This is a genomic window from Streptomyces sp. TBY4, from assembly GCF_024213195.1.
In the GTDB taxonomy this organism is placed as follows: Bacteria; Actinomycetota; Actinomycetes; order Streptomycetales; family Streptomycetaceae; genus Streptomyces.
The window spans coordinates 95,223-119,124 of record NZ_JANAVF010000003.1 but is presented as its reverse complement, the minus strand read 5'-3'; the positions used below and the strand labels follow the sequence as shown (position 1 = coordinate 119,124).

Annotated in this window: 25 protein-coding genes and 3 tRNA genes; 17 read left to right on the top strand and 11 right to left on the bottom strand. The window is 71.3% G+C overall.

From position 1 onward, the window contains the following. Positions 1-86: 86 nt before the first annotated feature. The 6 genes from NLX94_RS08445 to NLX94_RS08420 all read right to left on the bottom strand — a co-directional run bounded on the left by NLX94_RS08445 (position 87) and on the right by NLX94_RS08420 (position 2,506). Positions 87-287: a DUF6257 family protein gene (locus tag NLX94_RS08445; RefSeq protein WP_254381989.1), complete on the bottom strand. Its 201-nt coding sequence runs from the start codon at positions 285-287 to the stop codon at positions 87-89. A 75-nt stretch (positions 288-362) separates the two neighbouring features. Further along, positions 363-743 carry a DUF6251 family protein gene (locus NLX94_RS08440; protein ID WP_254381988.1) on the bottom strand — a complete coding sequence of 127 codons (381 nt, stop codon included), beginning with the start codon at positions 741-743 and terminating at the stop codon, positions 363-365. A 14-nt stretch (positions 744-757) separates the two neighbouring features. After that, positions 758-1,027, bottom strand: a complete 270-nt coding sequence (locus tag NLX94_RS08435; protein ID WP_254381987.1) for a hypothetical protein — start codon at positions 1,025-1,027, stop codon at positions 758-760. Further along, the gene (locus tag NLX94_RS08430) at positions 1,027-1,404 is read right to left on the bottom strand and encodes an RRQRL motif-containing zinc-binding protein (RefSeq protein WP_254381986.1); all 378 of its coding nucleotides are present in this window, start codon (positions 1,402-1,404) and stop codon (positions 1,027-1,029) included. Before NLX94_RS08430 ends, NLX94_RS08435 begins: the two co-directional genes overlap by 1 nt. Beyond that, entirely contained in the window at positions 1,401-2,240 is an 840-nt protein-coding gene (locus NLX94_RS08425; RefSeq protein ID WP_254381985.1) for a DUF2637 domain-containing protein, read from the bottom strand. The genes NLX94_RS08430 and NLX94_RS08425 overlap by 4 nt, the downstream gene beginning before the upstream one ends. Next, a complete protein-coding gene (locus NLX94_RS08420; RefSeq protein WP_254381984.1) occupies positions 2,237-2,506 on the bottom strand; it encodes a DUF6284 family protein in 270 nt (89 codons plus the stop codon). Before NLX94_RS08420 ends, NLX94_RS08425 begins: the two co-directional genes overlap by 4 nt. A gap of 560 nt (positions 2,507-3,066) precedes the next feature. Between NLX94_RS08420 and NLX94_RS08415 the strand changes: the two genes are divergently transcribed. After that, positions 3,067-4,197 carry a helix-turn-helix transcriptional regulator gene (locus tag NLX94_RS08415; RefSeq protein ID WP_254381983.1) on the top strand — a complete coding sequence of 377 codons (1,131 nt, stop codon included), beginning with the start codon at positions 3,067-3,069 and terminating at the stop codon, positions 4,195-4,197. On the opposite strand, the gene NLX94_RS08410 is transcribed toward NLX94_RS08415, so the two are convergent. After that, entirely contained in the window at positions 4,181-4,957 is a 777-nt protein-coding gene (locus tag NLX94_RS08410; protein WP_254382407.1) for an NUDIX domain-containing protein, read from the bottom strand. The genes NLX94_RS08415 and NLX94_RS08410 overlap by 17 nt on opposite strands. A 243-nt stretch (positions 4,958-5,200) precedes the next feature. Between NLX94_RS08410 and NLX94_RS08405 the strand changes: the two genes are divergently transcribed. Further along, positions 5,201-5,281, top strand: a tRNA-Ser gene (locus tag NLX94_RS08405). A gap of 68 nt (positions 5,282-5,349) precedes the next feature. Here NLX94_RS08405 and NLX94_RS08400 read toward each other — a convergent pair. After that, positions 5,350-6,570 carry an FAD-dependent monooxygenase gene (locus NLX94_RS08400; RefSeq protein ID WP_254381982.1) on the bottom strand — a complete coding sequence of 407 codons (1,221 nt, stop codon included), beginning with the start codon at positions 6,568-6,570 and terminating at the stop codon, positions 5,350-5,352. Positions 6,571-6,865: 295 nt separating this feature from the next. On the opposite strand from NLX94_RS08400, the gene NLX94_RS08395 reads away from it, so the two are divergent. From NLX94_RS08395 to NLX94_RS08355, 9 genes are all read left to right on the top strand, one after another. Further along, entirely contained in the window at positions 6,866-7,279 is a 414-nt protein-coding gene (locus tag NLX94_RS08395; RefSeq protein ID WP_254381981.1) for a DUF6344 domain-containing protein, read from the top strand. Between the two features lie 674 nt (positions 7,280-7,953). Next, complete coding sequence (locus tag NLX94_RS08390; RefSeq protein WP_254381980.1) at positions 7,954-8,265, top strand: hypothetical protein; 312 nt, start codon at positions 7,954-7,956, stop codon at positions 8,263-8,265. Between the two features lie 183 nt (positions 8,266-8,448). After that, positions 8,449-9,621 carry an acyl-CoA dehydrogenase family protein gene (locus NLX94_RS08385; RefSeq protein ID WP_254381979.1) on the top strand — a complete coding sequence of 391 codons (1,173 nt, stop codon included), beginning with the start codon at positions 8,449-8,451 and terminating at the stop codon, positions 9,619-9,621. Beyond that, on the top strand, positions 9,618-10,583 hold the full coding sequence (locus tag NLX94_RS08380) for a bifunctional MaoC family dehydratase N-terminal/OB-fold nucleic acid binding domain-containing protein (RefSeq protein WP_254381978.1): 966 nt from the start codon (positions 9,618-9,620) through the stop codon (positions 10,581-10,583). The genes NLX94_RS08385 and NLX94_RS08380 overlap by 4 nt, the downstream gene beginning before the upstream one ends. Further along, the gene (locus tag NLX94_RS08375; protein WP_254381977.1) at positions 10,583-11,650 is read left to right on the top strand and encodes an acyl-CoA dehydrogenase family protein; all 1,068 of its coding nucleotides are present in this window, start codon (positions 10,583-10,585) and stop codon (positions 11,648-11,650) included. The genes NLX94_RS08380 and NLX94_RS08375 overlap by 1 nt, the downstream gene beginning before the upstream one ends. After that, the gene (locus NLX94_RS08370; protein WP_254381976.1) at positions 11,647-12,045 is read left to right on the top strand and encodes a MaoC family dehydratase; all 399 of its coding nucleotides are present in this window, start codon (positions 11,647-11,649) and stop codon (positions 12,043-12,045) included. Before NLX94_RS08375 ends, NLX94_RS08370 begins: the two co-directional genes overlap by 4 nt. After that, the gene (locus NLX94_RS08365; protein WP_254381975.1) at positions 12,042-13,208 is read left to right on the top strand and encodes a lipid-transfer protein; all 1,167 of its coding nucleotides are present in this window, start codon (positions 12,042-12,044) and stop codon (positions 13,206-13,208) included. The genes NLX94_RS08370 and NLX94_RS08365 overlap by 4 nt, the downstream gene beginning before the upstream one ends. A 166-nt stretch (positions 13,209-13,374) precedes the next feature. Continuing rightward, on the top strand, positions 13,375-13,908 hold the full coding sequence (locus tag NLX94_RS08360; protein ID WP_254381974.1) for a SigE family RNA polymerase sigma factor: 534 nt from the start codon (positions 13,375-13,377) through the stop codon (positions 13,906-13,908). Positions 13,909-14,091: 183 nt separating this feature from the next. Then, a complete protein-coding gene (locus tag NLX94_RS08355; RefSeq protein ID WP_254381973.1) occupies positions 14,092-15,741 on the top strand; it encodes a long-chain fatty acid--CoA ligase in 1,650 nt (549 codons plus the stop codon). A gap of 33 nt (positions 15,742-15,774) precedes the next feature. On the opposite strand, the gene NLX94_RS08350 is transcribed toward NLX94_RS08355, so the two are convergent. The 3 genes from NLX94_RS08350 to NLX94_RS08340 form a co-directional block, all read right to left on the bottom strand. After that, complete coding sequence (locus NLX94_RS08350) at positions 15,775-16,353, bottom strand: antibiotic biosynthesis monooxygenase (RefSeq protein ID WP_254381972.1); 579 nt, start codon at positions 16,351-16,353, stop codon at positions 15,775-15,777. A gap of 13 nt (positions 16,354-16,366) precedes the next feature. Continuing rightward, a complete protein-coding gene (locus tag NLX94_RS08345; protein WP_254381971.1) occupies positions 16,367-19,771 on the bottom strand; it encodes a PAS domain-containing protein in 3,405 nt (1,134 codons plus the stop codon). A 119-nt stretch (positions 19,772-19,890) separates the two neighbouring features. Beyond that, on the bottom strand, positions 19,891-20,319 hold the full coding sequence (locus NLX94_RS08340; protein WP_254381970.1) for an SSI family serine proteinase inhibitor: 429 nt from the start codon (positions 20,317-20,319) through the stop codon (positions 19,891-19,893). Between the two features lie 243 nt (positions 20,320-20,562). Between NLX94_RS08340 and NLX94_RS08335 the strand changes: the two genes are divergently transcribed. The 6 genes from NLX94_RS08335 to NLX94_RS08310 all read left to right on the top strand — a co-directional run bounded on the left by NLX94_RS08335 (position 20,563) and on the right by NLX94_RS08310 (position 23,893). After that, a tRNA-Ser gene (locus NLX94_RS08335) sits at positions 20,563-20,653 on the top strand. Positions 20,654-20,903: 250 nt separating this feature from the next. Further along, a tRNA-Arg gene (locus NLX94_RS08330) sits at positions 20,904-20,976 on the top strand. Positions 20,977-21,201: 225 nt separating this feature from the next. Then, positions 21,202-21,567: a PH domain-containing protein gene (locus NLX94_RS08325; protein ID WP_254381969.1), complete on the top strand. Its 366-nt coding sequence runs from the start codon at positions 21,202-21,204 to the stop codon at positions 21,565-21,567. 134 nt (positions 21,568-21,701) lie between these two features. Further along, on the top strand, positions 21,702-22,544 hold the full coding sequence (locus NLX94_RS08320) for a DUF2797 domain-containing protein (RefSeq protein WP_254381968.1): 843 nt from the start codon (positions 21,702-21,704) through the stop codon (positions 22,542-22,544). Between the two features lie 142 nt (positions 22,545-22,686). After that, complete coding sequence (locus tag NLX94_RS08315; RefSeq protein WP_254381967.1) at positions 22,687-23,028, top strand: antibiotic biosynthesis monooxygenase; 342 nt, start codon at positions 22,687-22,689, stop codon at positions 23,026-23,028. Beyond that, complete coding sequence (locus tag NLX94_RS08310) at positions 23,009-23,893, top strand: amidohydrolase family protein (protein ID WP_254381966.1); 885 nt, start codon at positions 23,009-23,011, stop codon at positions 23,891-23,893. Before NLX94_RS08315 ends, NLX94_RS08310 begins: the two co-directional genes overlap by 20 nt. Positions 23,894-23,902: the final 9 nt, after the last annotated feature.

Sequence of the window (23,902 nt, the reverse complement as noted above, 5' to 3'; positions counted from 1 at the left end):
TCCTGCTCTCACTGACTGGCTCAGGGTGGGTTGGGCCCGGGGCGGCCGACGTTCTTTGGCGAGAGGGCGGCCGCCCCGGGGCACAGCTACTTGCGCTTCTTGCTGCTCTTGCTGTCCTTGACCGTCTGGGCCTCGCGCTCGCGGGCGCCGTCGACGATCCGGGTGAACTTCCGCTCCAGGTCGCCCTGGTAGACGGTCTGGCTGGCGATACCGCGCTTGGCCATCCGGGCGGTCAGCCACACGAGCTGGGTGACCTCACCGACGGTGTACTTCGGGTCCTTCGCCATGGCGTTGGGGCTCCTTCCGGGGCCGGTCTGTCCGGCTCCCCTCACCACCCACGTGGTGGGTGGATCGGGCAGCCGTCAGCGCCGGCGGCGGGAGACCTTGGCGGCCTTGCTCACGTTCTTCACGGCCTGCGTGCCGCTCGGGCCGCCGATCGACTTCACGACCGTGTGGACGCCCCAGCCGAGGACCAGCGCGAGGAAGGCCAGGAACGCGAAGTTCGCGGCGATCGCGGTGAGGGCGGCGATCAGGAGCGGGCCGAAGTACACGCCGGCCGCGACCGCCCCGGCGCCGACTCCGGAGCCGAGAGCGATGCGCTGGACGGTGCGGTCGGGCGGGGCCTGGTGGATGTGCTGGTGCACGACCTGCGGACCGCCGTACGCGGCGGGGAGCTGATCGGCGTAGACGTGGGTGCCGTCCGGGAGCTGCACGACCCGGACCGGCTCGGGAAGGTTGGTCATGAGACTCTCCCGGGTCAGAGGTCGGTGAGGGCAGCGGTGGGGATCTCGAAGATGTCGGTGCAGAAGTCCGTGGCGTCGTAGATCGGGCCGTGGTGGACGTGGACGACGTGCAGCGGCGTGCCCTGCCGGTCGGTGGTCTCGTGAACGCTGACCGCGGCATTCGCGCGGCGGTACCGCTTGAGGAGCCGCCACACGGTGTTGACGGAGACGGGCTCCGGCCGCCACTTGATCACCCGGGTCTCCCCGGTCCGGCGCATCAGGCTGTAGAGGGTGGACGAACGCATCAGGACTCCTCAGAGACAGGGAAGGCGCAGGGGATGCACATGCCGAGCGAGGCCGGGATGACGTATCCGGCGTCGCGGTGGCATTCGGGGCAGGTCCGGCGGGCGGCGTTGGCCTTGGCCAGCGCGGCGGTCTTGGCCGGGGTCATCGGGCGGACGGGCTTGGCCCGGTCGACGCGGTACAGGAACGCGGTCAGCGGGCCGCGCCGGAAGCGGGGGCGCAGTACCTGACCGGCGATATCCTGGCCGCCGGGCCGCAGCCCGAGGGCCCGTAACTGCCGGCGGGTGGCGAGACCGTCCGGGGCCAGACGCCAAGGAAAGGTGGGCAGGCCGTGGACTCTTCCCATCGGATCGTGGCAGTCGGCGAACGACAGGCTCATCCGGCCACCACCGCAGCAGCGTCCCGCTCACGCTCAGCCTTCAAGGCCTCCCGCACAATCCGAGCCTTCGCCGGGGAGGTGCGCAGGGCCTTGCGGATCCCTTCACCGGTCAGCTTCTCGATCGGCCACGACTCCGTCAGACTCCGCGCCTCACCGAGTAGCTCGATGTCCGTGCGGGTCGGTCGGGTCGATCGGGCGGCCGCCGGTACTCGACCGGTCGCCCGACGGGGGCGCGGCGACTCAGCCGCCGCGACGAGCAGGACGGGCGCCTCGATCGACTCGACCGGGACAGTGGGGGAAGAGTCCACCTCCCGCTTCGGCTCCGGCAGCTCGACCGGCGGTTCTCCCTGCTCAGGGGTGGACCGATTTACGGTGGTCTGGGTCGATTCCTGAGCGGTCGGTTCGATTGGGGGCTTGTGGTGGAGGACTTTGGCGACGAGGTCGGAGCCGAAGTAGATCGACCCCACCGGGAGCGACGTCGCCAGCAGTACGAGAGCCCAGTTCGCCGGATCCCAGTCGGCCAGTCGAGTCCAGTCGATCGACTCGGCGTGCAGCTCGGGCAGCAGTCCGTGGACGTAGTTCAGGACCAGCGACGCGAGCGTGTAAGCGGCCAGGACCCGCAGGGCGAACCGGCGGGCCTCGTCGGTCAGGACGAGGGCGGCGACGAGCGCGAGGGCCATCAGGCCGTCAACGACGAACGGGTACAGCGTCGCCGCCGTGCCGTCCGCGCCGATGGCCCTAGCGACGTCCCTCAGGGCGTTCCAGGAGACGCGGAAGGCCATGGCGACCACAACGACGAGCGCGAGGACGAGGGCGGTCTTGGCCTTGCGGTTCATGCCGCGTCTCCCGGCACGGTCGTGCCGGCGGTGCGGTTGGCCAGGTCCCGCTGGGCGGTCAGGACCCGGTTGCGGGCCCGGCGGATCCGGCGGGCGTCGAACTCGGACGACTGCCGGTCCAGCAGCGTGATCAGCGCATCGAGGAGGTCGCGTTCCGCGAGGATCAGCGGCATCTCTACCTCGATCGCGTCCAACTCTGCGTCCGACGGCTCAAGGCCGTCGGCCCAAGGGGTAACAACGTTGTGAAGTGCAGCGATGGACTTCATGGGTCTAGCTCCTTCGAGAGAGGAACGGGCCCGAACAGCAGCCCCCGGCGTTCGAGCGCCGGGGGCTGCACTTCGTTTGGGGTGAAGCGGGAGGAACTCCGGCTCCCCTCGACTCCGCCCGTGCGAGACGGGTGGAGGAGGCAACCGGCCGCGCCGAGGATGGCGCGGAAGGTTGAGCGGTACGCATGTCTCCTTCAGGTCTAGGACCTGGCGTAGGCGTATGGAGACGTGACCTTTCGGTCTAAGCCCTCCGGTGAATGACAAGGCGCCGGGTCGCCTCCCCCCGTCCGATGCGGGGCTCCTGGTCGTACGTGCACACCGAAGTTGAGCCCTTTCGGGCCATCTGGTGCGCACCAGAAGCATGGCATCTGGTGCGCACCAGATGCAAGCCCTTGGTTCGTTCGGGCCTGCCGGTGTTCTTCCGGTGTGACTTCAGGAAACGGCCCAGACAGGGGGTCTCGGTAGCCAACAGGGGTTAACCTCAAGGGTGTTAACCCGCTCCCACCTGCGGCGATTCGGTTAAGCCCTTGCAGGTGGCACGGCCATCGGAGGCGATGCACGTGGGTAAGGGATTACGAGCTGTTCGTACTGCGCGGGGATGGTCGCAGGAGCGGCTGATCTTCGAGATTGAGCGCTACGCGCGGCAGCACATGCTGAACGTCGCATCGAGCGCGAGCTTGAAGACCTATGTGTCGGAGTGGGAGAACGGCCGGCGGGCCATCACGGAGCGGTACGCCGTGATCCTCCGGCCGCTGCTCGGGGTGACGGACGTCGAGCTGGGCGGGGAACCTGCACGGGCAGTCCCCAAGCAAGCAGACGGGTACGAAGACCTGTTGAGCCGGATCGACTCGGCGCGGAGCGTCAGCGATTCCATGGTGAGCACCTTCATGGACCAGACCGAGCTACTTCGAACCATGGACCGGCAGATGGGTGCATCGGGCCTGGTGGACCAGATGAACGGCCACCTGACGACGATGGAGGACGCACTCACCTTCGCGGTCCTGCCAGGGACTCGTCGTCCCATCGCAACGGCGCTGGCCGGAGCGGCGACCTTGGCGGCATGGCAAGCGCTGGACGCTGGTTCTGTGGAGCGCGCCTGGAGGCACTACGAGCTGGCGAAACGGGCTGCGCAGGACGCTGACGCGCCACAGTACTTGGCTCACGCCATGGGGGAGCAGGCGTACGTCCTGGGCGATGCCGGGCGCCCGGAGATGGCAGTTGAGCTCATCCGGGACGCGCAGCGCACCCACGCGGAGCGGCAGTCACCGCGGCTTCGGGCTTGGCTGAGCGCGGCGGAAGCTGAGCTGTGCGCCGCCGCCGGCATGCACGACGATTCCAGGCACGCGCTCGACCGGGCGGCGGCGACACTGCCAGACGGCGCCCATGCCCGCGACTCGGACATGTTGAGCATCTTCCTGAACGGGGACCACCTGGCGCGCTGGCGGGGCAATGTGCTGGCACTCCTGGGCGACAGCTCGGCCATGGAGGACCTCTACGCGTCGCTCCAGACGACGGACCCCACGTTCGTCCGCGCCAAGGCAGGCCTCCACAGCGACCTGACGCAGGCACACCTTGCCCGCGGCGAGTTCGACGAGGCCCGCTCGAACCTTCAGCAGGCGCGCCTGCTGGCGAACCGTACGGGGTCCGTGCGGCATCGCCGGCGTGTGGAGCTGCTTACGGGGCGGCTGTAGCCCGCGACGCGAGGACGTGAAGGAGGGCAACCAGGGTTCCTGACCCCATGAGCTTCCCTTCGGCCATGAGTCCGGGGATGTCCGCCAGGGGTACCCAGGCGATCTGCCCGGCTTCCTCGATGTCCGTGGGTTCGCCCACCTTCACCGCACCCCGCGCCACGAAGATCTCGTGCGGCGAGTCGACCATGCCGATCATGGGCTGGTACGTCACGACGTGCTCGACGTTCGTCGGGCGCCAGCCGGTCTCTTCTTCGGTCTCCCGCGCTGCCGTGGTCGACGCGTCCTCGCCTTCGTCAACGATCCCGCCGGGAAGCTCCCATCCCCACTGCTGCGGGACGAAGCGATAGCGCCACAGCATCAGGACGCGCTGCTGCTCGTCGATCACGGCCGTGATCGCCACATGATGCAGGCGGACCACGTGGTGCTCGAAGCGCTCGACCCCGGGCGGCTCGACGTCGACGAGGTCGAGGTTGACCCACCGGTTCTCGTAGACCGTCCTGCTGCCGTGGATCGTCCAGGGCTCCAGCTCCGCTGGCGTGGGGACGGTCTCACCGCCTACGACTCGGTAAGAGCTGCGGTCGTACGCCTTGATGAGCCGCTCGCTCGCCAGTCGTGCGAGTACTTGGCGGAGGGCGGTACGGCCGATTTCCAGCTCAGCACTCATAGTCCGCTCGGAGGGAAGCTTCTCGCCGGGGCCGTACTTGCCCGACTCGATCCAAGACCGGATCGTCTGGTAGACCCTCGCCGACTTCGGTCCCATCCTCAGAGCACTCTCCCCGTTCGTCGACTGGTGATGACCAGCGTAGTCGGGGGGAATCACGGAGGGCTCGGCCATGCTCATCTATCTCCTGATCTGACGTGAGGGCACCGGAACGGTGGGCACTTCCGAAAGTGCCCAGGGGTGGTGGTGGACATGCCGAATGATCATGGCCGTGGCCAACCTCTGGCCAGCACGGCGGGCGAAGGGCAGGCGGGAGAGCCAAAGGCCCAGGTGAAGGCATGGGCGAGTTACGCCACGCGATCGGTCTTGAAAACCGTCGTGGCGCGAGTCACCGTGGGTTCAAATCCCACACCCACCGCACCAGGCAGGGCCTCGGCCCGGCCCGGAAGGGGTGTCACCGGTCAGGTGGCACCCCTTTCGCGTGCCCGCGGTCAGTAGTCCTTGAGGGTGATCGAGTTTGCGGCCTTCTGGATGGGCTCCATGACCTTGGCCATCATCCGCTCCTTGCCCGGGAGCCGGCCCAGGAGGGAGAGGACGGTCAGCTGGACCGAGATCTGGCGCTTGGTCCGCAGGACCATGTGCTTGATGTTCGAGGGACCGAGCTTCTGGTTCTCCTCCGCGAAGCGGCGCATTGCGCGTTCGTAGCCTGCGAAGCCGGCCCGGTGGTCGCCGCCGGCCGCCGCGAGTTCACCCGCCAGGACGTAGGCACCGACCAGGGCCAGGCTCGTGCCCTGGCCGGAGGCGGGTGAGGCGCAGTACACGGAGTCGCCGACCAGGACGGTGCGGCCCTTGGACCAGTGGTCCAGGTGGGCCTGGCTGAGGGAGTCGAAGTAGAAGTCCGGGGCCTCGTCCAGTGCCGCGAGGAGCCGCGGCACCTCCCAGGACTCGCCCGCGTACGCCTCCGCCAGCAGCTTCTTCTGCTGGGAGACGTCGTGGCGCTCGTACTCCAGCGGCTCCGAGGCGAAGAGGAACATCGCCTTCGCTCCGGTGTCCTTGGCCGTGCTGTACGTCAGGGCCGTGCGCCGGGGGGAGACGTAGGTCAGCTCCCAGCGGTCGAGGCCGAGGTGGTTGGGGACGCTGTAGATCGATACGTAGTAGCCGAGGTCCCGGAGGAAGCGTTCCTCCGGGCCGAAGACCAGTGCGCGGGTCTGGGAGTGCAGCCCGGCGGCGCCGACGAGCAGGTCGAAGACGCGCTGCGCGCCGCTGTCGAAGACCACCTCGATGCCCTCCGCGGTCTCCGTGGCGGAGGCGATCGAGTCGCCGAAGAGGTACTCGACTCCGTCGGCGGCGCCGTCGGCACCTTCGACGGTGAGGTCGTAGAGGATCCGGTTGAGGTCACCGCGCAGGATCTCCGCGTCGTGGCCCGCGCGGCCGCCGAAGGTGTCACCGTCCATCGTCGTCACCCGCTTGCCCGCCGCGTTGACGATGGAGCCGCCCTGGACGTCGGTGCGCTGGGCACGGACCGCGTCGAGGACCCCCGCGCGGGAGATCACGTCGAGCGCGGCACCCCGGACATCGATCTTGTAGCCGCCCTCCCGGAGGGCGGAGGCGCGCTCGACCACGGTCGGCCGGAAGCCGTGCCGGCGCAGCCAGTAGGCCAAGGCGGTGCCCGCGATGCCGGCACCCGATATCAGTACGTTCCGGTTCTGCATGGAAACCTGGTCCCCCGACCATGAGGAGAAGATCCGTCGCGCCGTCGGTGGAGCATGCTGGGAGGGCTGATCGGATGTCAACATCCGTCCAGAGGTGGGGAGATGGCGATCTTCTGACGGAATTCCGGCCTGGCGGGGCACACGGCTCCAAGGGTCGCAAATTATGCGATTAGCCCCTTTGAGTGGTGTTTGTCGGAAGATCGGCGCGGGGCGTGGAGGCGTTCCGGTTGCGCCCGCATCATGACGAATGTATTCAGATCCGCCCGTCGGAACATCGCGAAACGAGGGACCCGTCATGGCTCACCGCAGCACCATCACGTCGATCTGGACCACCGTCCTCGCGGCTCTCGTGGCCCTCCTCACCTCCCTCGGCTTCGGCGGCGCCAAGGCCGCCCAGGCCGCCGCCGCTCCCCTCACCTCCTCCCCCGCCGCCGCCCCCGCGGCCGTCGCGGCGAGCCGGCCGGCCCTCATGGCCCGGCGGACCTGGAGGGCGATGATGCACGGGGGTTCGCTCCCGCCCACCATCAAGCAGCGCATCCGCGCCGAGGCCCACGGCAAGACCCCGTCCGTCCGCCGCTCCACCACCGCCCTGGCCGCCGGCTCCGGAACCGGGTTCGAGTCCGGAGTGGACGACAGTGTCCGTAGCGCCACGATCGCTGCGGCGGTCCGTGTCGGAGCCGCTCGCCGGGAGATGGCGCTCGCCGCGTAGCGCGCGCGGCACGGAGCGGCCGTACCGCACAGACGCGGGGCCCGCAGGACGCAGGAGCAGTGCAGAAGGCAGTAGAACGCGAGAGCAGGACGACGCAGCGCCACGCAGCCCCACGCGGCGAGTCAGCGCAGGCAGTGCGACGCAGCGCGGCCAGTACGCCACGGCGCAGGTAGCACGGCAAAGCACAGCCAGTACGACACAGCACAGCAGGGCGCTCGAGCCCGGTCGGTCGGTGTGGGTAGGCCGCGACCGCGGATCGCGCCATGAAGGTGCCCCGGAGCGGGGCACAGTGGGAACACCCCGGCGAGCGCCGGGGGCGCGCAGGGGGCGCGAAGCTTGGCAGTGCAGGGCCGCAGGCCCGGGAGACGGTGGGGTTCCCGGACGGCGCGGCCCTTTCGGCATGCCCGGAACAGGCCGGTTTGGCGGAACGGTTCGCCCCTTGTCCGGCAGGAGTTTCAGCGGGTTGCGCGGCGCTGACCTGGGGTGCAGGGGGCGCGAATGGGGTTTATCCGATGTTGGTCATGCTTGCGGGGGAATCGAGGACTCCGGGGTGGTTCGCCGGGGATTCGGTGGGCAACTCTGGTCTCGCGACGTCGTCACCACACGGAACGACCGAGGCGGTCGGCCAACTGCCTTGGAGTAAACCCCACTTCGGTTTTCTGGAGGATTCAGACATGGCAAGCATCCGTACCGCCCGCGTCATCGCCGCCGTCGCCGCTCTTCCCCTCGCCGTCGCCCTCTTCGGCGGGGTGGCCTCGGCCGACAACGGCTCCTTCGCGAACGACGGATCGAATGCGAGCGTCGCCAGCATCATCGGCAGCGGCGTGGGTGGCAACAACCACGGCAACTCCTCCACCTCGCAGCAGGTGGCCACCGGGTCCGGCGCGTCCAACCAGAACAACACCGCGCAGGTCAACGGCTCGGCCTTCACCGCGATCGAGCAGAACAACTCCAACGTCTCGGTGAACTTCTACCCCTGGTGGTAGCCGCGGCCTGAGCCGCACCGACTGCTGAGGGCGCCTGCGCGACCGGACCGGCTGGGGTCCGGTAGTGCGGGCGCCCTCGGGCGTTCCTCCGTACTCCGTCACAGCGCCACGGCCTTGACATCCACCTGGAATCTGACGGACAGTCAGGTCCACTTGATGATGTGATGCCGGGAGGCCAGCGCCGTGCACCTCGCCCCGACCGAAGGCCAGTTGCGGCTCCGCTCCGAGCTGCGGGAGTACTTCGGAAACCTGCTGCCGGACGGGGTGCCCGAGGACCCCGCCAAGCAGCGCGCACTACTGCGCCGGATAGGCGCCGACGGACTCCTCGGCCTCGGCTGGCCCGTCGAGTACGGAGGCCAGGGCCGCGGCCCGGACGAGCAGTTCGTGTTCTTCGACGAGGCCTACCGGGCCGGTGCCCCCGTCTCGATGGTCACCCTCAACACCGTCGGCCCGACCCTGATGAAGTACGGGACGCAGGAGCAGAAGGACTACTTCCTGCCCCGGATCCTCAAGGGCGAGCTGGTCTTCGCCATCGGCTACTCCGAGCCCGAGGCGGGCACCGACCTCGCCTCGCTGCGCACCAGGGCGGTCCGGGACGACGAGGGCTGGCTGATCGACGGCCAGAAGATCTTCACCTCCAACGCGCAGAACGCCGACTGGATCTGGCTCGCCTGCCGCACCGACCCGGAAGCCCCCAAGCACAAGGGCATTTCGATCATCCTGGTGCCCACCGACGCCCCCGGCTTCGGCTGGACCCCGATCGACACCGTGGGCGGGCTGACCACGACCGCCACGTACTACGACTCCATCCGCGTGCCCGCCGGGAACCTCGTCGGCCCCGAGCACGGCGGCTGGGGCCTGATCACCAACCAGCTCAACCACGAACGCGTCGCCCTCGCCGCCATCGGCATGCAGGCGGAGGACTTCTACCGGGGAGCGCTCGACCACGCCCGCACCCCCGACCCGGTCACCGGCGAGCGTCCCGCCGACCGCCCCTGGGTGCAGTCGCGGCTCGCCGAGGCCCACGCGCGGCTCGCCGCCGTACGCCTCCTCAACTGGCGCCTGGTCCAGGACGTCGGCGCCGGCACCCTGGCCCCGGGCGACGCGAGCGGCGTGAAGTTCCTGGGCACCGAGTCCACCGTCGAGGTGTACCGGATCTGCCAGGAGGTGGTGGGGGAGGAGGCGCTCATCCGGGGATCCGGGACCCAGCGATCCGGCCCCGCGCTCTTCGCGGGCGGCGAGCTGGAGCGGATGAACAGGGCCGCCCAGATCAACACCTTCGGGGGCGGCGTCAGCGAGGTCCAACGGGAGATCGTCGCCATGATGCGGCTCGGCATGAAGGGAAGGAAGCGATGACGGCCAGCCCCGCCACCGAAGCAACGGAAGAAGCGGAGGCGGAAGCGGCCCGCTTCCACACGCTGCTCGCCTCCTTCGAAGGGCAGCCCGCCGCCACCGCCGGCCAGGGCAAGGACGCGGTCAACGAGCCGATGATCCGCCACTGGTGCGAGGCGATGGGCGACACCAACCCCGCCTACACCGGACCGGAGGCCATCGCCCCGCCCACCATGCTCCAGGCATGGACGATGGGCGGGCTCTCCGGACACGGCGACCGCTCCTCGGCCTACGACGAGCTCCTCGCGCTGCTCGACGGCGCGGGCTGCACCTCCGTGGTCGCCACCGACTGCGAGCAGGAGTACCTGCGGCCGCTGCGCCCCGGGGACGCGATCACCTTCGACGCCGTCATCGAGTCGGTCTCGCCGCGCAAGACGACCAAGCTGGGCACCGGCCACTTCGTGACCACCCGCATGGACGTCCGCGCGAACGGCGAACTCGCCGGGACCCACCGCTTCCGGATCCTCAAGTACGCCCCGGCGGCGAAGAAGCCCACCGAGCAGGCGAAGCCCGCCAGCACCAAGCCCGCCCGGCGCCCCCGCCCCGTGATCAACCGCGACAACCAGGGCTTCTGGGACGGCGTCCGCGAGCACAGGCTCCTGATCCAGCGCTGCACCGCCTGCGCGACCCTCCGCTTCCCCTGGCTCCCGGGCTGCAACACCTGCGGAAGCCCGGACTGGGACACGGTCGAGGCGTCCGGCGCCGGCACCGTCTTCAGCTACGTGGTCATGCACCACCCGCCCTTCCCCGCCTTCGACCCGCCGTACGCGGTGGCTCTCGTCGAACTCGCCGAAGGGGTCCGCATGGTCAGCAACATCACCGGCGTCCCGTACGACAAGGTCCGCATCGGGCTCCCCGTGCAGCTGGAGTTCCTGCGCGTGGACGAGGAACTGGAACTGCCCGTCTTCCGGGGGAGCGAAGGCTGATGGACTTCCACCCCACCGAGGAACAGGCCGCCGCGGCCGGACTCGCCGCCCAGATCTTCGGCGACCTCGCCACCCACGACCGCCTGGGCGCCGCCGGCACCGGCAGCGACGCCGAACTGTGGAAGGCCCTCACCGCCGCCGGGCTGACCGCCGCCGTCGAGGACGTCGGCCTGCTCGGACTGGTGCTCCTGCTGGAGGAGCAGGGCCGCACGACCGCGCAGGTCCCGTACGCCGCCACCTGCGTGTACGGGATCCTCGCCCTGACCCGGCACGGTACCGACGAGCAGCGGGCCCGGCTGGTCCCCGCGCTGGGCTCCGGCGAAGCGGTCGCCACCGGAGCCTTCCCGGACCGCGGCCGGATCACCGCTTCGCCGGACGGCAGGCTGACCGGTGGCGCCCCCGCCGTGCCCTGGCTGCGCGAGGCCACGCACGTCCTGGTCCCCGACGGGGCGGGAGCCCTGTGGCTCGTACGGACGGACGCGCCCGGGGTGCGTACGGAGCCGGTGGAGACCACCGCACCCTGGTCGGCCGGCCGCCTGACGCTGACCGGCGCCGAGGCCGAACGGGTCGGGGGAGAGGGCGCCTACGCGGACGTACTGGCCGTCGCCCGGACCGCCTTCGCAGGCCTCCAGGCGGGTGTCTGCGCGGGCTCGCTGGCCCGCGCCGTGGAGTACACCTCCACCCGCGAGCAGTTCGGCCGGCCGCTCTCCACCAACCAGGGGGTCATGCTGCGCGCGGCCGACGCCTACATGGACACCGAGGCGATACGGGTCACCGCGTACGAGGCGGCCTGGCGCGTCGACGAGGGGTTCCCGGCGGCGGAGCACGCGCTGACGGCGGCCTGGTGGGCCTCGGAGGCGGGCAAACGGGTGGTCCACGCGGGCCAGCACCTGCACGGCGGCATGGGCGCCGACCTCGACCACCCCGTCCACCGGCACTTCCTGTGGGGACGCCAGCTCGACGCCTACCTGGGCTGCGGCAGCGAACTGCTGGCCGAGCTGGGCGCGGTCCTGTCCGAAGACACGACGCACGACACGTCAGTCACGCCCGAGGGGGACGAGGCATGAACATCGGCGACACACTGCCGCCGCTGGAGATACCGGTCAGCCGCACCCTGATCGTCGCGGGCGCGATCGCCTCCCGGGACTACCAGGACGTGCACCACGACGCGGAGCTCGCGCGGGCGAAGGGCTCCCCGGACATCTTCATGAACATCCTGACCACCAACGGCCTGGTCGGCCGGTACATCACCGACCACCTCGGCCCGCGCACGGTCCTGCGCAAGGTCGCCATCCGCCTCGGTGCCCCGAACTACCCCGGCGACACCATGACGCTGACGGGCACGGTCACGGCCCTCGACGGGAACACCGCCGAGATCCGCGTGGTCGGCGCCAACGGCATCGGCCACCACGTCACGGGCACCGTCACCGTCACCCTCGCCACCCCGGAGGGCACGGCATGAGCGTCCGCACCCCCGACCAGCTCGGCGGCCGCGCCGCCATCGCCGGCATCGGCGCGACCGAGTTCTCCAAGGACTCCGGCCGCAGTGAGCTCAAGCTGGCCGTCGAAGCCGTGCACGCGGCCCTCGACGACGCCGGGCTCACCCCCGCCGACGTGGACGGCATGGTCACCTTCACCATGGACACGAGCCCCGAGATCACCGTCGCCCAGGCGGCCGGCATCGGGGACCTCTCCTTCTTCTCCCGCATCCACTACGGCGGCGGCGCAGCCTGCGCCACCGTCCAGCAGGCGGCCCTCGCCGTCGCCACCGGGGTCGCGGAGGTGGTGGTCTGCTACCGCGCCTTCAACGAACGCTCCGGCCGCCGCTTCGGGTCCGGCGTCCAGCAGCGCGAACCCTCGGCGGAGGGCGCGGCCCTCGGCTGGTCGCTGCCCTGGGGGCTGCTCACCCCGGCCTCCTGGGTGGCCATGACGGCGCAGCGCTATCTGCACGCCTACAACCTGACCCCGGAGGCCTTCGGCCACGTCGCGGTCACCGACCGCCGGCACGCCGCGAACAACCCGGCCGCCTACTTCTACGGCAAGCCCATCACCCTCGCCGACCACGCGGCCTCGCGCTGGATCGTGGAGCCGCTGCGGCTGCTCGACTGCTGCCAGGAGACGGACGGCGGTCAGGCCATCGTGGTCACCACCGCCGAACGGGCCCGTGACCTGCGGCAGAAGCCCGCCGTGATCACTGCGGCGGCCCAGGGTGCGGGCCGCCGCCAGGAGGCCATGTCCTCCTTCTACCGGGACGGCCTCACCGGGCTCCCGGAGATGGACGTGGTCGCCCGCCAGCTGTGGCGGACCAGCGGACTGCGGCCCTCGGACATCGACGTCGGCATCCTCTACGACCACTTCACGCCGTTCGTGCTGATGCAGCTGGAGGAGTTCGGCTTCTGCGCACCGGGAGAGGCGGCCGATTTCGTGGCCGCCGACGCGCTGCCGCTCAACACCCACGGGGGCCAGCTCGGGGAGGCGTACCTGCACGGCATGAACGGCATTGCCGAGGCGGTGCGCCAGCTGCGCGGCACCTCCGTCAACCAGGTCTCCGGCGCCGCCCACGCCCTGGTCACCGCCGGTACCGGGGTCCCGACCTCCGGCCTGATCCTGGGCGCGGACGGCTGATCCGACCGTCTCCGTCCGTCTCCATCCGTCGATCCCCTGCGGGCGGAAGCCGCTCCTCCTCCACCTTCAGGAGGTGGAGCGGGCCCCACCCCTACAACCTGAGGGGGACCCCGCTTCGGCACTTGCGGCCGATCCGGTGGGGCCGCGCCGCTCCTAGCGTGGAGCCATGACCCCGCCTGTGTGCACGCTCGCCTCGAATCCGACGCCGTACCCGTCGTTCTCGGCGTACGTCCGGACCCGCGGCACGGTCCTGATGCGCACCGCGCGCTCGCTCACCGCCAATCCCTGCGACGCCGAGGACCTCCTCCAGACGGCGCTGGCCAAGACCTACGTGGCGTGGGACCGCATCGAGGACCACCGCGCCCTGGACGGGTACGTCCGCCGGGCCCTGGTCAACACCCGCACCAGCCAGTGGCGCAAGCGCAAGGTCGACGAGTTCGTCTGCGACGAGCTCCCCGAGGCCGACGAGCCGCCGGCCGCCGACCCCGCCGAGGCACAGGCGCTGCGCGACGCGATGTGGCGCGCGGTGACCCGGCTGCCCGACCGGCAGCGGGCGATGGTCGTCCTGCGCTACTACGAGGACCTGAGCGAGGTACAGACCGCCGAGCTGCTCGGCGTCTCCGTGGGCACGGTCAAGAGCGCCGTCTCCCGGGCGCTGGTCAAGCTCCGCGAGGACCCGGAACTGACGCCCGTCCGCTGAGACCGGCCCCGCCCCGGCGTTGTTTCACGTGAAACAGCGGGCGTTGTTTCACGTGAAACAACGCCGCGTTCCCACTCCCGGCCCGCGTTTCTACTCTTGGGTAGTGACATGCCGACCGGTACGTGCGCAGAATCGCAGCATCCGTAGCCGCCGCAGCGCCGCAGCGCTCACCGGGAGGACGCTTTGCTGAGCACCATGCAGGACGTACCACTCCTCGTCACCCGCATACTGCAGCACGGGATGACGATCCACGGGAAGTCCCAGGTCACGACCTGGACCGGAGAGGCCGAGCCGCACCGCCGCAGCTTCGCCGAGATCGGTACCCGTGCCACGCGCCTGGCCAACGCCCTGCGCGACGAACTGGGCGTCCAGCAGGACGACCGCGTCGCGACCCTGATGTGGAACAACGCCGAGCACGTCGAGGCCTACTTCGCGATCCCCTCCATGGGGGCCGTCCTGCACACCCTGAACCTGCGGCTCCCTCCCGAGCAGCTGGTCTTCATCGTCAACCACGCGGCCAACAAGGTCGTCCTCGTCAACGGCACCCTGCTGCCGCTGCTCGTCCCGCTCCTGCCGCACCTGCCGACGATCGAGCACGTCGTGGTCACGGGCATCGGCGACCGCTCCGCGCTGGAGGGCCTCGGCGTGCGCGTGCACGAGTACGAGGAGCTCCTGGCGGGCCGCCCGGACACCTACGACTGGCCCGAGCTGGACGAGCGCCAGGCCGCGGCCATGTGCTACACCTCCGGCACCACCGGCGACCCCAAGGGCGTCAGCTACTCCCACCGCTCGATCTACCTGCACTCGATGCAGGTCAACATGACCGAGTCGATGGGCCTGACCGACAAGGACACCACCCTCGTGGTCGTCCCGCAGTTCCACGTCCAGGCCTGGGGTCTGCCGCACGCCACCTTCATGACCGGCATCAACATGCTGATGCCGGACCGCTTCCTGCAGCCCGCCCCGCTCGCCGAAATGATCGAGCGCGAGAAGCCCACGCACGCCGCGGCCGTCCCCACCCTCTGGCAGGGGCTGCTCGCCGAGGTCACCGCCAACCCGCGCGACCTGACCTCGATGAAGCAGGTCACCATCGGCGGCGCGGCCTGTCCCCCGGCCCTGATGGAGGCCTACGACCGGCTCGGCGTACGCCTCTGCCACGCCTGGGGGATGACCGAGACCTCCCCGCTGGGCACCATGGCCCACCCGCCGGCCGGTCTGACCGCCGAGGAGGAGTGGCCGTACCGCGTCACCCAGGGCCGCTTCCCGGCGGGAGTCCAGGCCCGCCTGGTGGGCCCCGGCGGCGACGTCCTGCCCTGGGACGGCGAGTCCGCGGGTGAGCTGGAGGTCCGCGGCAACTGGATCGCGAGCTCCTACTACGGTGGCGCGACCGGCGAACCGACCCGCCCCGAGGACAAGTTCAGCGCGGACGGCTGGCTCAAGACCGGCGACGTCGGCGTGATCAGCACCGACGGCTACCTCACCCTCACCGACCGCGCCAAGGACGTCATCAAGTCCGGCGGGGAGTGGATCTCCAGCGTGGAGCTGGAGAACGCGCTGATGGCCCACCCCGATGTCGTCGAGGCGGCGGTCGTGGCCGTCCCCGACGAGAAGTGGGACGAGCGTCCGCTGGCCACCGTCGTCCTGAGGGAGGGGGCCGCCGTGGACTACGCGGGACTGCGCGCCTTCCTCGGCGAGTCGATCGCCAAGTGGCAGCTGCCCGAGCGCTGGGCGATCGTCGAGGCGGTGCCGAAGACGAGCGTCGGCAAGTTCGACAAGAAGGTGATCCGCAAGCAGTACGCGGACGGGGTCCTCGACGTCACCAAGCTCGACTGAGCCCCACGGGACTCGACCGGGACTCCACCGGGGCTACTGGCCGCGCGTCAGCCAGGGCCGCAGCAGCCTGCTGATCGCGGGCATGGCCACGTAGGTCATCAGGGTGCTGAAGACGACGGCGAACGCGGCCGTCCGCAGGACGAAGTGCAGGTCCACCAGGTACGGCCCGAGCAGCGCGTTGCCCGCGAGCGAGATCGGGAAGATGGCCAGCCCCGAGCTGATCGCCATCTTCCACCGCGGCGGCGCGGGCCGGGCCGTACCCGGCTTCGCGAACCAGGTCTCCATGCCGTGCAGTTCGCGCCGGGCTATCTCGGTGTGGTGGTGCCCGAGGCAGTTGGAGAACCACTGGGCACGCTCGGCGGAGTCCTGCCACCGCTGGAAGGCCGCCTGGTTGCGGAAGCGGTGCACCAGGAACCAGGGCCCGCCCTCGACGGCCGGGCGGAACAGGCCGTACCCGAGGTGGTCGGGGAAGGCCGCGGCCGTCTCCAGGATCCCGTGGGCCCAGGCCTCGAAATTCTCCTCGTGGCCCGGATCAACCTGCCGCGCGATGAGCAGGCTGACCTCCCCGTTGTCGGCGGGGACGGTCTGCTCGCTCGTGTCGGTGATGGCCATGCGGCCAGAATGACTAGTTGGTGCCGATCTTGGCCAGCAGGTCCACGATGCGGCCCTGCACATCCGCCGTGGTGGACCGCTCGGCGAGGAACAGCACGCTCTCGCCCGAGGCCAGCCGCGGCAGTTCGGCCGGCTCGATCCCGGTGGCCGTGTAGACGACCAGCGGGGTGTGGTTCAACTGCCCGTTGGCGCGCAGCCAGTCCACGATCCCGGCCCGTCGGCGGCGCACCTGCATCAGGTCCATCACCACCAGGTTCGGCCGCATCCGGGTCGCCAGCTCCACGGCGTCCGTATCGGCGTCGGCCCGAGCGACCTGCATGCCCCGCCGCTCCAGGGCGGCGGTCAGCGCGGTCGCGATCTCGTCGTGCTCCTCGATCAGCAGCACCCGCGAGGGGTGCTGCTCGCTGTCGCGCGGCGCGAGCGCCTTGAGGAGCACCGCCGGATCGGCGCCGTACGCGGCTTCGCGCGTGGCGTGCCCCAGCCCGGCCGTGACCAGCACGGGCACCTCGGCGGCCACCGCGGCCTGGCGCAGCGACTGCAGGGCGGTCCGGGTGATCGGCCCGGTCAGCGGGTCCACGAACAGCGCGGCGGGGAACGCGGCGATCTGCGCGTCGACCTCCTCGCGGGAGTGCACGATCACCGGGCGGTAGCCGCGGTCGCTGAGCGCGGCCTGCGTCTGCGCATCGGGAGCCGGCCACACCAGGAGCCGGCGCGGGTTGTCCAGCGGCTCGGGCGGCAGCTCGTCGTCCACGGGACGCGGCACGGTCCGGTTGACGTTGTTGACCACCTCGACGGCGCCACCGGGCCCGTCCAGCGGCTCGGGGCCCTCGGCGGAGCCCTCCTCGGGCGCCCCTATGGCGAAGGCACGGCCCTCGGGCGCGGGCTCCGCGAGCCGGCGCCGCCGGCCGGAGCCGTTGGTGTCGCCGGCCCCGCCGCCCTGGCCGAGGCTGCCCAGCGCGCGGACGCTGATCGGGGCCCCATTGGCCTCCGCGGGGGTGTCCTGCGGCTGCCGGGCTCCGGGTACGGCGATCTGCCCGCTGCCGTCCGAGTCCTCGGGGGCGGTACGGGCCGCCGGAACCGGCCAGGCCGGGGTGGCGGGCAGCGCACGCCGCCGCCCGGTGGGATGCGTCTCGGAGGCTACGGGGCCCTGCGCGCCCGTGTCCGGCCGCCCGGCGGCGGCTTCGGCGTCCTCGGAGCCGGGGACGGGCGGAGCACCCAGCACCCGGCGCCCGCGCCGCCCGCCCGCGGCTTCGGCGTCGGCCTCGGCGGCACCGGCCATCGCGGGGGCCTGCGGCGGCTGCGGGGGCGGAGTCGGCCCGGCGGGCAGCGCGAAGCCGCCCTCGGGGGCGACGGGCCGCACGGGAGCGGGGGAGGAGGGGGCCGCGGGCGCCGGAGCCGGCATCGGCGCGGGCGCCGGCCCGAGCCCGGTCGCCGGCACGGGTCCGCCCGGCTGCGCCGGCCCAGCCGCCCCCAGGGCACGCCGCCGCCCGGCGGGGTGCTCCGTCAGCGGCACGGGGCCCGGGAACGGGGGCACCGGCACGGGAGGCACGGGCGGCAGCGCGGGCACGGCGGTCCCCTGCGGCGGCACGGGCCGCCCGGTGCCGTCACTGCCGTTGCTGCTGCCGTCGCCGCTCTGGCCGCGGCGCCGTCCCGTGCCACTGCCACCCAGGCCCGCCGGGTTCACAGGGGACTGGGCGAGCTCCGCGGGCGCGCCGTCGCCGGGCCGGGCGACCGCTACGGCCTCGCCGCCCCGCCGCCGCCCGGACGGCAGTGCGAGCGCGCTCCCGCCGTCGGAGTCCTGGCCCGCCTTGGCCGCGCCGGTGTCCGCCCCGGGGGCCGCGTCGTCGTCGAGGAAGGCGTCCACGCCGCGCCGGGCCCGCCGGCCGCCGGAGACCTGCCCGGGGCCGCCCTCGCTCCCGGGCTCGGCCGGGGGAGCCTCGACCGGCTCGGGCAGGGTGACCGTCCCGGCTCCCGCCCCCAGCGGCAGCTCCAGGACGTACGCCCCGCCGGGCGCGCCCGGCACCTCCACCGTCTGCAGCACACCGCCGTGCGCCTCCACGATGCCCCGCACGATCGGCTCGTGCACCGGGTTGCCGCCCTCGTAGGGGCCGCGCACCTCGATCCGTACGACTTCGCCGCGCTGGGCGGCGGCCACCACGATCGTCGAGTCCATGTACCCGCTGCCCTGGCGGGTCTTGCCGGTGGCGTCCACCCCGGCGACGTCCGCGACCAGGTGCGCGAGGGCGGTCGCGATCCGCTCCGCGTCCACCTCGGCCTCGATGGTCGGGGCGTGCACGGCGAACTGCGCGCGCCCGGGACCGATCAGCTCGACCGCGCCGTCGACACCGGCCGTGACGACCCCGTCGATCAGCACCTTCTTCTTGTCCAGCTTCTCGCCGCCCGCGTCCAGGCGCTGGAAGGCGAGCACGTTGTCGACCAGCGTGGTCATCCGGGAGTAGCCGGCGGCCAGGTGGTGCAGGAGCTGGTTGGCCTCGGGCCACAGCTGCCCCGCGTCGTCGGCGGCCAGCGTGGCCAGCTCCCCGCGCAGCTCCTCCAGCGGCCCGCGCAGGGAGTCGCCGAGGACGGACAGCAGCTGGGCGTGGCGCGCGGCCAGCGCGTCGTAGGAACGCCGGTCGGTGAAGGTCATGACGGCGCCGACGAGCTGCTCCCCGTCCCGTACGGGAGAGGTGGTCAGATCCACGGCTACGGGCTGCCCGGCCTTGTTCCACAGCACCTGGCCGCGGACCCGGTGCTTGCGTCCGCTGCGCAGGGTGTCGGCGAGCGGGGACTCCTCGAAGGGGAACGGCGAGCCGTCGGCGCGCGAGTGCTGGACCAGCCCGTGCAGTTCGCGGTTGCCGAGGTCGGTGGCGCGGTAGCCGAGGATCTGGGCGGCGGCCGGGTTGACCAGGACGACCCTACCGTCGGTGTCGGTGCCGACGACGCCCTCGGCGGCGGCCCGCAGGATCATCTCGGTCTGGCGCTGGGAGCGGGCCAGCTCGGCTTCGGTGTCCACCGTCTGCGAGAGGTCCCGTACGACGAGCATCAGCAGCTCGTCGCCGGTGTACGCGGGCTGCGGCTCGCGGTAGGCGTCACGCCCGTCGAGATGGGCCGCGGTGACCTCGACCGGGAACTCGCTGCCGTCGGTGCGGCGGGCGACCATCCGCTTCGGGCGGGCGCGGCCGCCCTCGTCCTCGCCGGGCCGGCGCATGGATCCGGGGATCAGCTTGGAGTCGAATTCGGGCAGGAGGTCGAGCACGCCCCGGCCGACGAGCCCGGTACCGGGGCTCTCCATGACCTCGAGGGCGATCGAATTCGCGTTGACGACCGTGCCGTTGGCGTTGACGAGCAACAGCGCGTCCGGAAGAGCGTCGAGTATTGCTGCGAGGCGAGCAGCGCCTCGGGATGGCCTGCTGCTCACGACGAGCTTCCTCCCTGACCACAACTACCGGCATGTCACGGGAGGAGTCTAAGGGCACGGGCTCCCGGCGAGGGGGCGGATGTCCGGCGCATACCGCCCGACCGGGGCATCCTCCCAGGTCAGGAACGCCCACGTGGAAGCACAGGTTCCAAGTCGTTCCACCGGCGGATCTCGCATCCGTTCGTCCGGCGGAACCGGGAGTCCACCCGGTTGCCATGCCACGTTCCGGTGATCCGGGCGGTGGCGCGGCCGCCGTCCTGCATGGTGCACATCTGGTTCCGGGGCTCGGGAGCGAAGGGGTCCTTCCCCTCGCGCGCGAGGGCTTCGAGGCGGGCGCAGGCGTCCTCGGCCCGCGGGTGGTTCCCGCCGGGCGGGTCGCACTCCAGCCGGTACTCGCCGTCCGCCCGCGGGTTGCCCGTGTCGGCCACGACGATGGTGAGCCGGTCGGGGGAGGCCAGCAGCCGGTTCAGGGGCGGCAGCGGGGGCAGGGGGCCCGCCGCTCCGGCGGCCAGTGCGGAGGTGACGGCGAGGGCGGCGAGACGCAGCATGGGGAACTCCAGGTCGTCCGTACGTCGTACGACAGACCAACGACGATCGGGCCCCGACGTTCCGGCCCCGACGTTCCGGCCCCGGTCTTCCGGCCCCGACTCTTCCGGCTCCCACGTTCCGCAGACGGGGGTGCTTAAGGCTTTGCTCTGCGGGCCGCCCTCCTTGTACCGTGGGAGCGGATTGGTGACCGGCCCCTGGCCTGTGTCATCATCTGCACGCACCCTCGTACGCGGGGGTGTGCTGGAGGCGTCGCCTAGTCCGGTCTATGGCGCCGCACTGCTAATGCGGTTTGGGGCTTACCCCCCATCGAGGGTTCAAATCCCTCCGCCTCCGCACTTCACGAAGCCCCGGTCCTTGCGGACCGGGGCTTCGGTGCGTTCGGGGTCCGTTCGGCGTCCGGGAGATGGCGGGATCTGCCCGCGCGGACATGAGCCGAGGACACCCCGGGACCCAACCGGATGATCTTCTTCCAGGTCATTTCCGCAGGTCAGGCCAGGTAGGCCTAATGGATTTCGCGTCCCGGCGAGGTCCATGTATTGTTGTTCTCGCAAGGCCAACGGGGCGCAAAACCCCGGAACGCCAAGCACTCGTAGCTTAACGGATAGAGCATCTGACTACGGATCAGAAGGTTGCAGGTTCGAATCCTGCCGAGTGCACAGCCCAAGAGGCCCCCCGGTTCGCCGGGGGGCCTCTTGCGTTGTCCTTGTGCCTCCTCCGCGGCCTCTCCCTCCTCCTCAGTGATGAGGCCTGGCTCCGGGGGGTTAAGGGGTGGGATGGCTCTGGCGGGGGACGCGGGGTGAGATCGTGCGCGGCTACGGTTTTCTGGAGATCGGCTCGACAGGGTTCGGGTCACGGTTCACCGGAAAGCAGGGGGAAGCCACATGGGACTGTTCGGGAACGCGCACGCCGTGGATCCGGCGTCGGCGCACCGCGAGTACGCGCGGCTGCTGGGGCAGGGGGAGCAGGTGCACGCCGCGTACCTGCTGATCCGCGACACGATCCTGTTCACCGACCGGCGGCTCGTGCTCATCGACAAGCAGGGGCTCACGGGCAAGAAGGTGGAGTACCACTCGATTCCCTACCGGAGCATCACGCACTTCTCGGTGGAGACCGCCGGCCACTTCGACCTGGACGCGGAGCTGAAGATATGGCTCTCCGGGAGCTCGGCGCCGATAGCGAAGACCTTCACCAAGGGGGTCGACATCTACGAGGTGCAGGCGATCCTGACGCAGTTCGTCGCCCGCTAGCCGGATAGCGTCTCCGTGAGGGCGTGCAGAGGCGGAGGAGGACGTTCGGTGGGCGACATCGGCCTTGTTCGACGACCGCTCCCCCTGTGACCTGGTGGTGCACCGGCCTCCGGTGGATCGACGGGCGGCCCGCCATGGGGTGGTACGGGCAGGGGACGGGGCGGGGAGAGCGCACCAGCCTTCTCGGGTACGGGCAGCCGCTCGCCTTCACCGCCCGGGGCGAGCGCCACTGCACCGGCATCCGGCGGGCCGGACGGCGGACGCCGTGCCCGACGGGGCGGACCGTGCCAGGGCGGGCCGGGAACGCGCAGTGCCCCGAGTGCGCCGGACTGGACCGTTCCTTCTCGGTGGCGGCCGACACCCATGCCGGTGATCCGCGGACCTACCGGGTGTACCTCGCCTGGTTCGGGGCTGGGCTGGTCAAGGTCGGCATCACCGCCGAGGAGCGCGGGTCCGCCCGGCTGCTGGAGCAGGGCGCGGTGGCCTGGGCGTGGCTGGGCCGCGGGCCGCTGATGGCCGCCCGCCGGACCGAGGAGCTGCTGCGGGCCGCGCTCGGAGTGCCCGACCGGATCGCCTATGCCCGTAAGCGGTCCGTACGGGGAGAGCTGCCGCCGGGGCCCGAGCGGGCGGCGGAGGTCGCGGCCCTGCATGCCCGGGCGGCCGGGCTGGAGGGGTGGCCGGAGTCGCTGCAGCGGCTGGAGTGCGAGGTGACCGACCACGCCGGGGTGTTCGGGCTCGACGCGCTTCCCGTCCCTGCCCGGGTGATCACCGAGATGGTGCCCGGCGGAACCGTCGCCGGCCGGCTCGTCGGGGCGGCCGGGCCCGATCTGCACCTCGCCGACGGGCTGGTGGTGGACACCCGGCTGCTCGCGGGGTGGGAGCTGGTGGCGCCTGGGGAGAACGCCGTCACCGAGGTGCCCGTGGCGGCGATCCCGGTTCCCGGGCGGGACACCGCCGCGCAGGACGGGCTGTTCTGAGGGGATCGGGAAGGGCGATCGGGAGGGGAGGGGAGGGGAGGGAGGGGAGGGGAAGGGAGCAAGGTCAAAACTTGGATCCCTTTGGCTGTCCGGGCCGTTTTCCAGTGGACATGCCACGTACCGGCCGCAGAGGGTGGTGGGCATGACCATCCAGCCTGTGCAGGCCTTCGAACCGCCTTATGTCATGAGTGTGTTCACCAGTGTCCGGACCGCCGACGACAGCGGATATCCGGAGACGCTCGACCGGATGACCGAGCTCGTCAGCGCCAATCCGGGCTTCCTCGGCTACGAGTCCGCGCGCACCCCCGGCGGGCTCGGCATCACCGTCGCCTACTTCCGCGACCACGAGTCCCTGGCACTCTGGCGCAAGGACATGGAGCACCAGGCGGCGATGCGGCAGGGCCGCGCCGACTGGTACGAGAGCTACACGCTGCACATCGCGACGGTCGAGCGGAGCCACGGATTTGTCCGCGAAGACGGCTGAGGCCGTCCGGGCGTTCCGGGAACGGATCGGGGTGCCCGGGCTGGTCGACGTACACACGCACTTCATGCCGGAGCGGGTCCTGGACAAGGTGTGGGAGTACTTCGACGCGGTGGGTCCGCTGACGGGAGTCGAGTGGCCCATCACCTACCGGCACGAGGAGGAGCAGCGGGTGGCGCTGCTCCGGGAGTTCGGGGTGCGGGCCTTCACCGCCATGCTCTACCCGCACAAGCCGGCCATGGCAGCCTGGCTCAACTCCTGGTCCGCGGACTTCGCCGCGCGCACCCCCGACTGTCTGCACACCGCGACCTTCTTCCCGGAGGACGGGGTGCGGGAGTACGTCGGGCAGGCCGTCGCCGCGGGGGCCCGGGTCTTCAAGGCGCACCTCCAGGTGGGCGGGTACGACCCCAACGACGACCGGCTCGACCCGGTCTGGGGGCTCCTCGCCGAGGCGGGGATCCCGACGGTCGTGCACTGCGGTTCGGGGCCCGTCCCGGGGAAGCACACCGGACCCGAGCCGATCGCCCGGCTGCTGGCCCGCCACCCCCGGCTGCCGCTGATCGTCGCGCACATGGGGATGCCGGAGTACGCCGACTTCCTCGATCTCGCCGACCGGTACTCCGAGGTCCGCCTCGACACCACCATGGCCTTCACCGACTTCTCGGAGCAGTTCAGCGGCTTCCCGCCGCAGGACCGCGGCCGGCTCGCCGACCTCGGCGACCGGATCCTGCTGGGCACCGACTTCCCGAACATCCCCTACCCCTACGAGCACCAGCTCGACGCCCTGGAACGCCTCGGCCTCGGCGACCCCTGGCTGCGCGCCGTCTGCCACGACAACGGGGCCCGGCTGTTCCACCTGGACCGCTGAGGGGCCCCC

Coding starts and splice junctions, on each gene's coding strand:
- NLX94_RS08445 (WP_254381989.1), bottom strand. CDS start 287: ATGGCGAAGGACCCGAAGTACACCGTCGGTGAGGTCACCCAGCTCGTG.
- NLX94_RS08440 (WP_254381988.1), bottom strand. CDS start 743: ATGACCAACCTTCCCGAGCCGGTCCGGGTCGTGCAGCTCCCGGACGGC.
- NLX94_RS08435 (WP_254381987.1), bottom strand. CDS start 1,027: ATGCGTTCGTCCACCCTCTACAGCCTGATGCGCCGGACCGGGGAGACC.
- NLX94_RS08430 (WP_254381986.1), bottom strand. CDS start 1,404: ATGAGCCTGTCGTTCGCCGACTGCCACGATCCGATGGGAAGAGTCCAC.
- NLX94_RS08425 (WP_254381985.1), bottom strand. CDS start 2,240: ATGAACCGCAAGGCCAAGACCGCCCTCGTCCTCGCGCTCGTCGTTGTG.
- NLX94_RS08420 (WP_254381984.1), bottom strand. CDS start 2,506: ATGAAGTCCATCGCTGCACTTCACAACGTTGTTACCCCTTGGGCCGAC.
- NLX94_RS08410 (WP_254382407.1), bottom strand. CDS start 4,957: ATGGGACCGAAGTCGGCGAGGGTCTACCAGACGATCCGGTCTTGGATC.
- NLX94_RS08400 (WP_254381982.1), bottom strand. CDS start 6,570: ATGCAGAACCGGAACGTACTGATATCGGGTGCCGGCATCGCGGGCACC.
- NLX94_RS08395 (WP_254381981.1), top strand. CDS start 6,866: ATGGCTCACCGCAGCACCATCACGTCGATCTGGACCACCGTCCTCGCG.
- NLX94_RS08390 (WP_254381980.1), top strand. CDS start 7,954: ATGGCAAGCATCCGTACCGCCCGCGTCATCGCCGCCGTCGCCGCTCTT.
- NLX94_RS08380 (WP_254381978.1), top strand. CDS start 9,618: ATGACGGCCAGCCCCGCCACCGAAGCAACGGAAGAAGCGGAGGCGGAA.
- NLX94_RS08375 (WP_254381977.1), top strand. CDS start 10,583: ATGGACTTCCACCCCACCGAGGAACAGGCCGCCGCGGCCGGACTCGCC.
- NLX94_RS08370 (WP_254381976.1), top strand. CDS start 11,647: ATGAACATCGGCGACACACTGCCGCCGCTGGAGATACCGGTCAGCCGC.
- NLX94_RS08365 (WP_254381975.1), top strand. CDS start 12,042: ATGAGCGTCCGCACCCCCGACCAGCTCGGCGGCCGCGCCGCCATCGCC.
- NLX94_RS08360 (WP_254381974.1), top strand. CDS start 13,375: ATGACCCCGCCTGTGTGCACGCTCGCCTCGAATCCGACGCCGTACCCG.
- NLX94_RS08350 (WP_254381972.1), bottom strand. CDS start 16,353: ATGGCCATCACCGACACGAGCGAGCAGACCGTCCCCGCCGACAACGGG.
- NLX94_RS08340 (WP_254381970.1), bottom strand. CDS start 20,319: ATGCTGCGTCTCGCCGCCCTCGCCGTCACCTCCGCACTGGCCGCCGGA.
- NLX94_RS08325 (WP_254381969.1), top strand. CDS start 21,202: ATGGGACTGTTCGGGAACGCGCACGCCGTGGATCCGGCGTCGGCGCAC.
- NLX94_RS08320 (WP_254381968.1), top strand. CDS start 21,702: ATGGGGTGGTACGGGCAGGGGACGGGGCGGGGAGAGCGCACCAGCCTT.
- NLX94_RS08315 (WP_254381967.1), top strand. CDS start 22,687: ATGACCATCCAGCCTGTGCAGGCCTTCGAACCGCCTTATGTCATGAGT.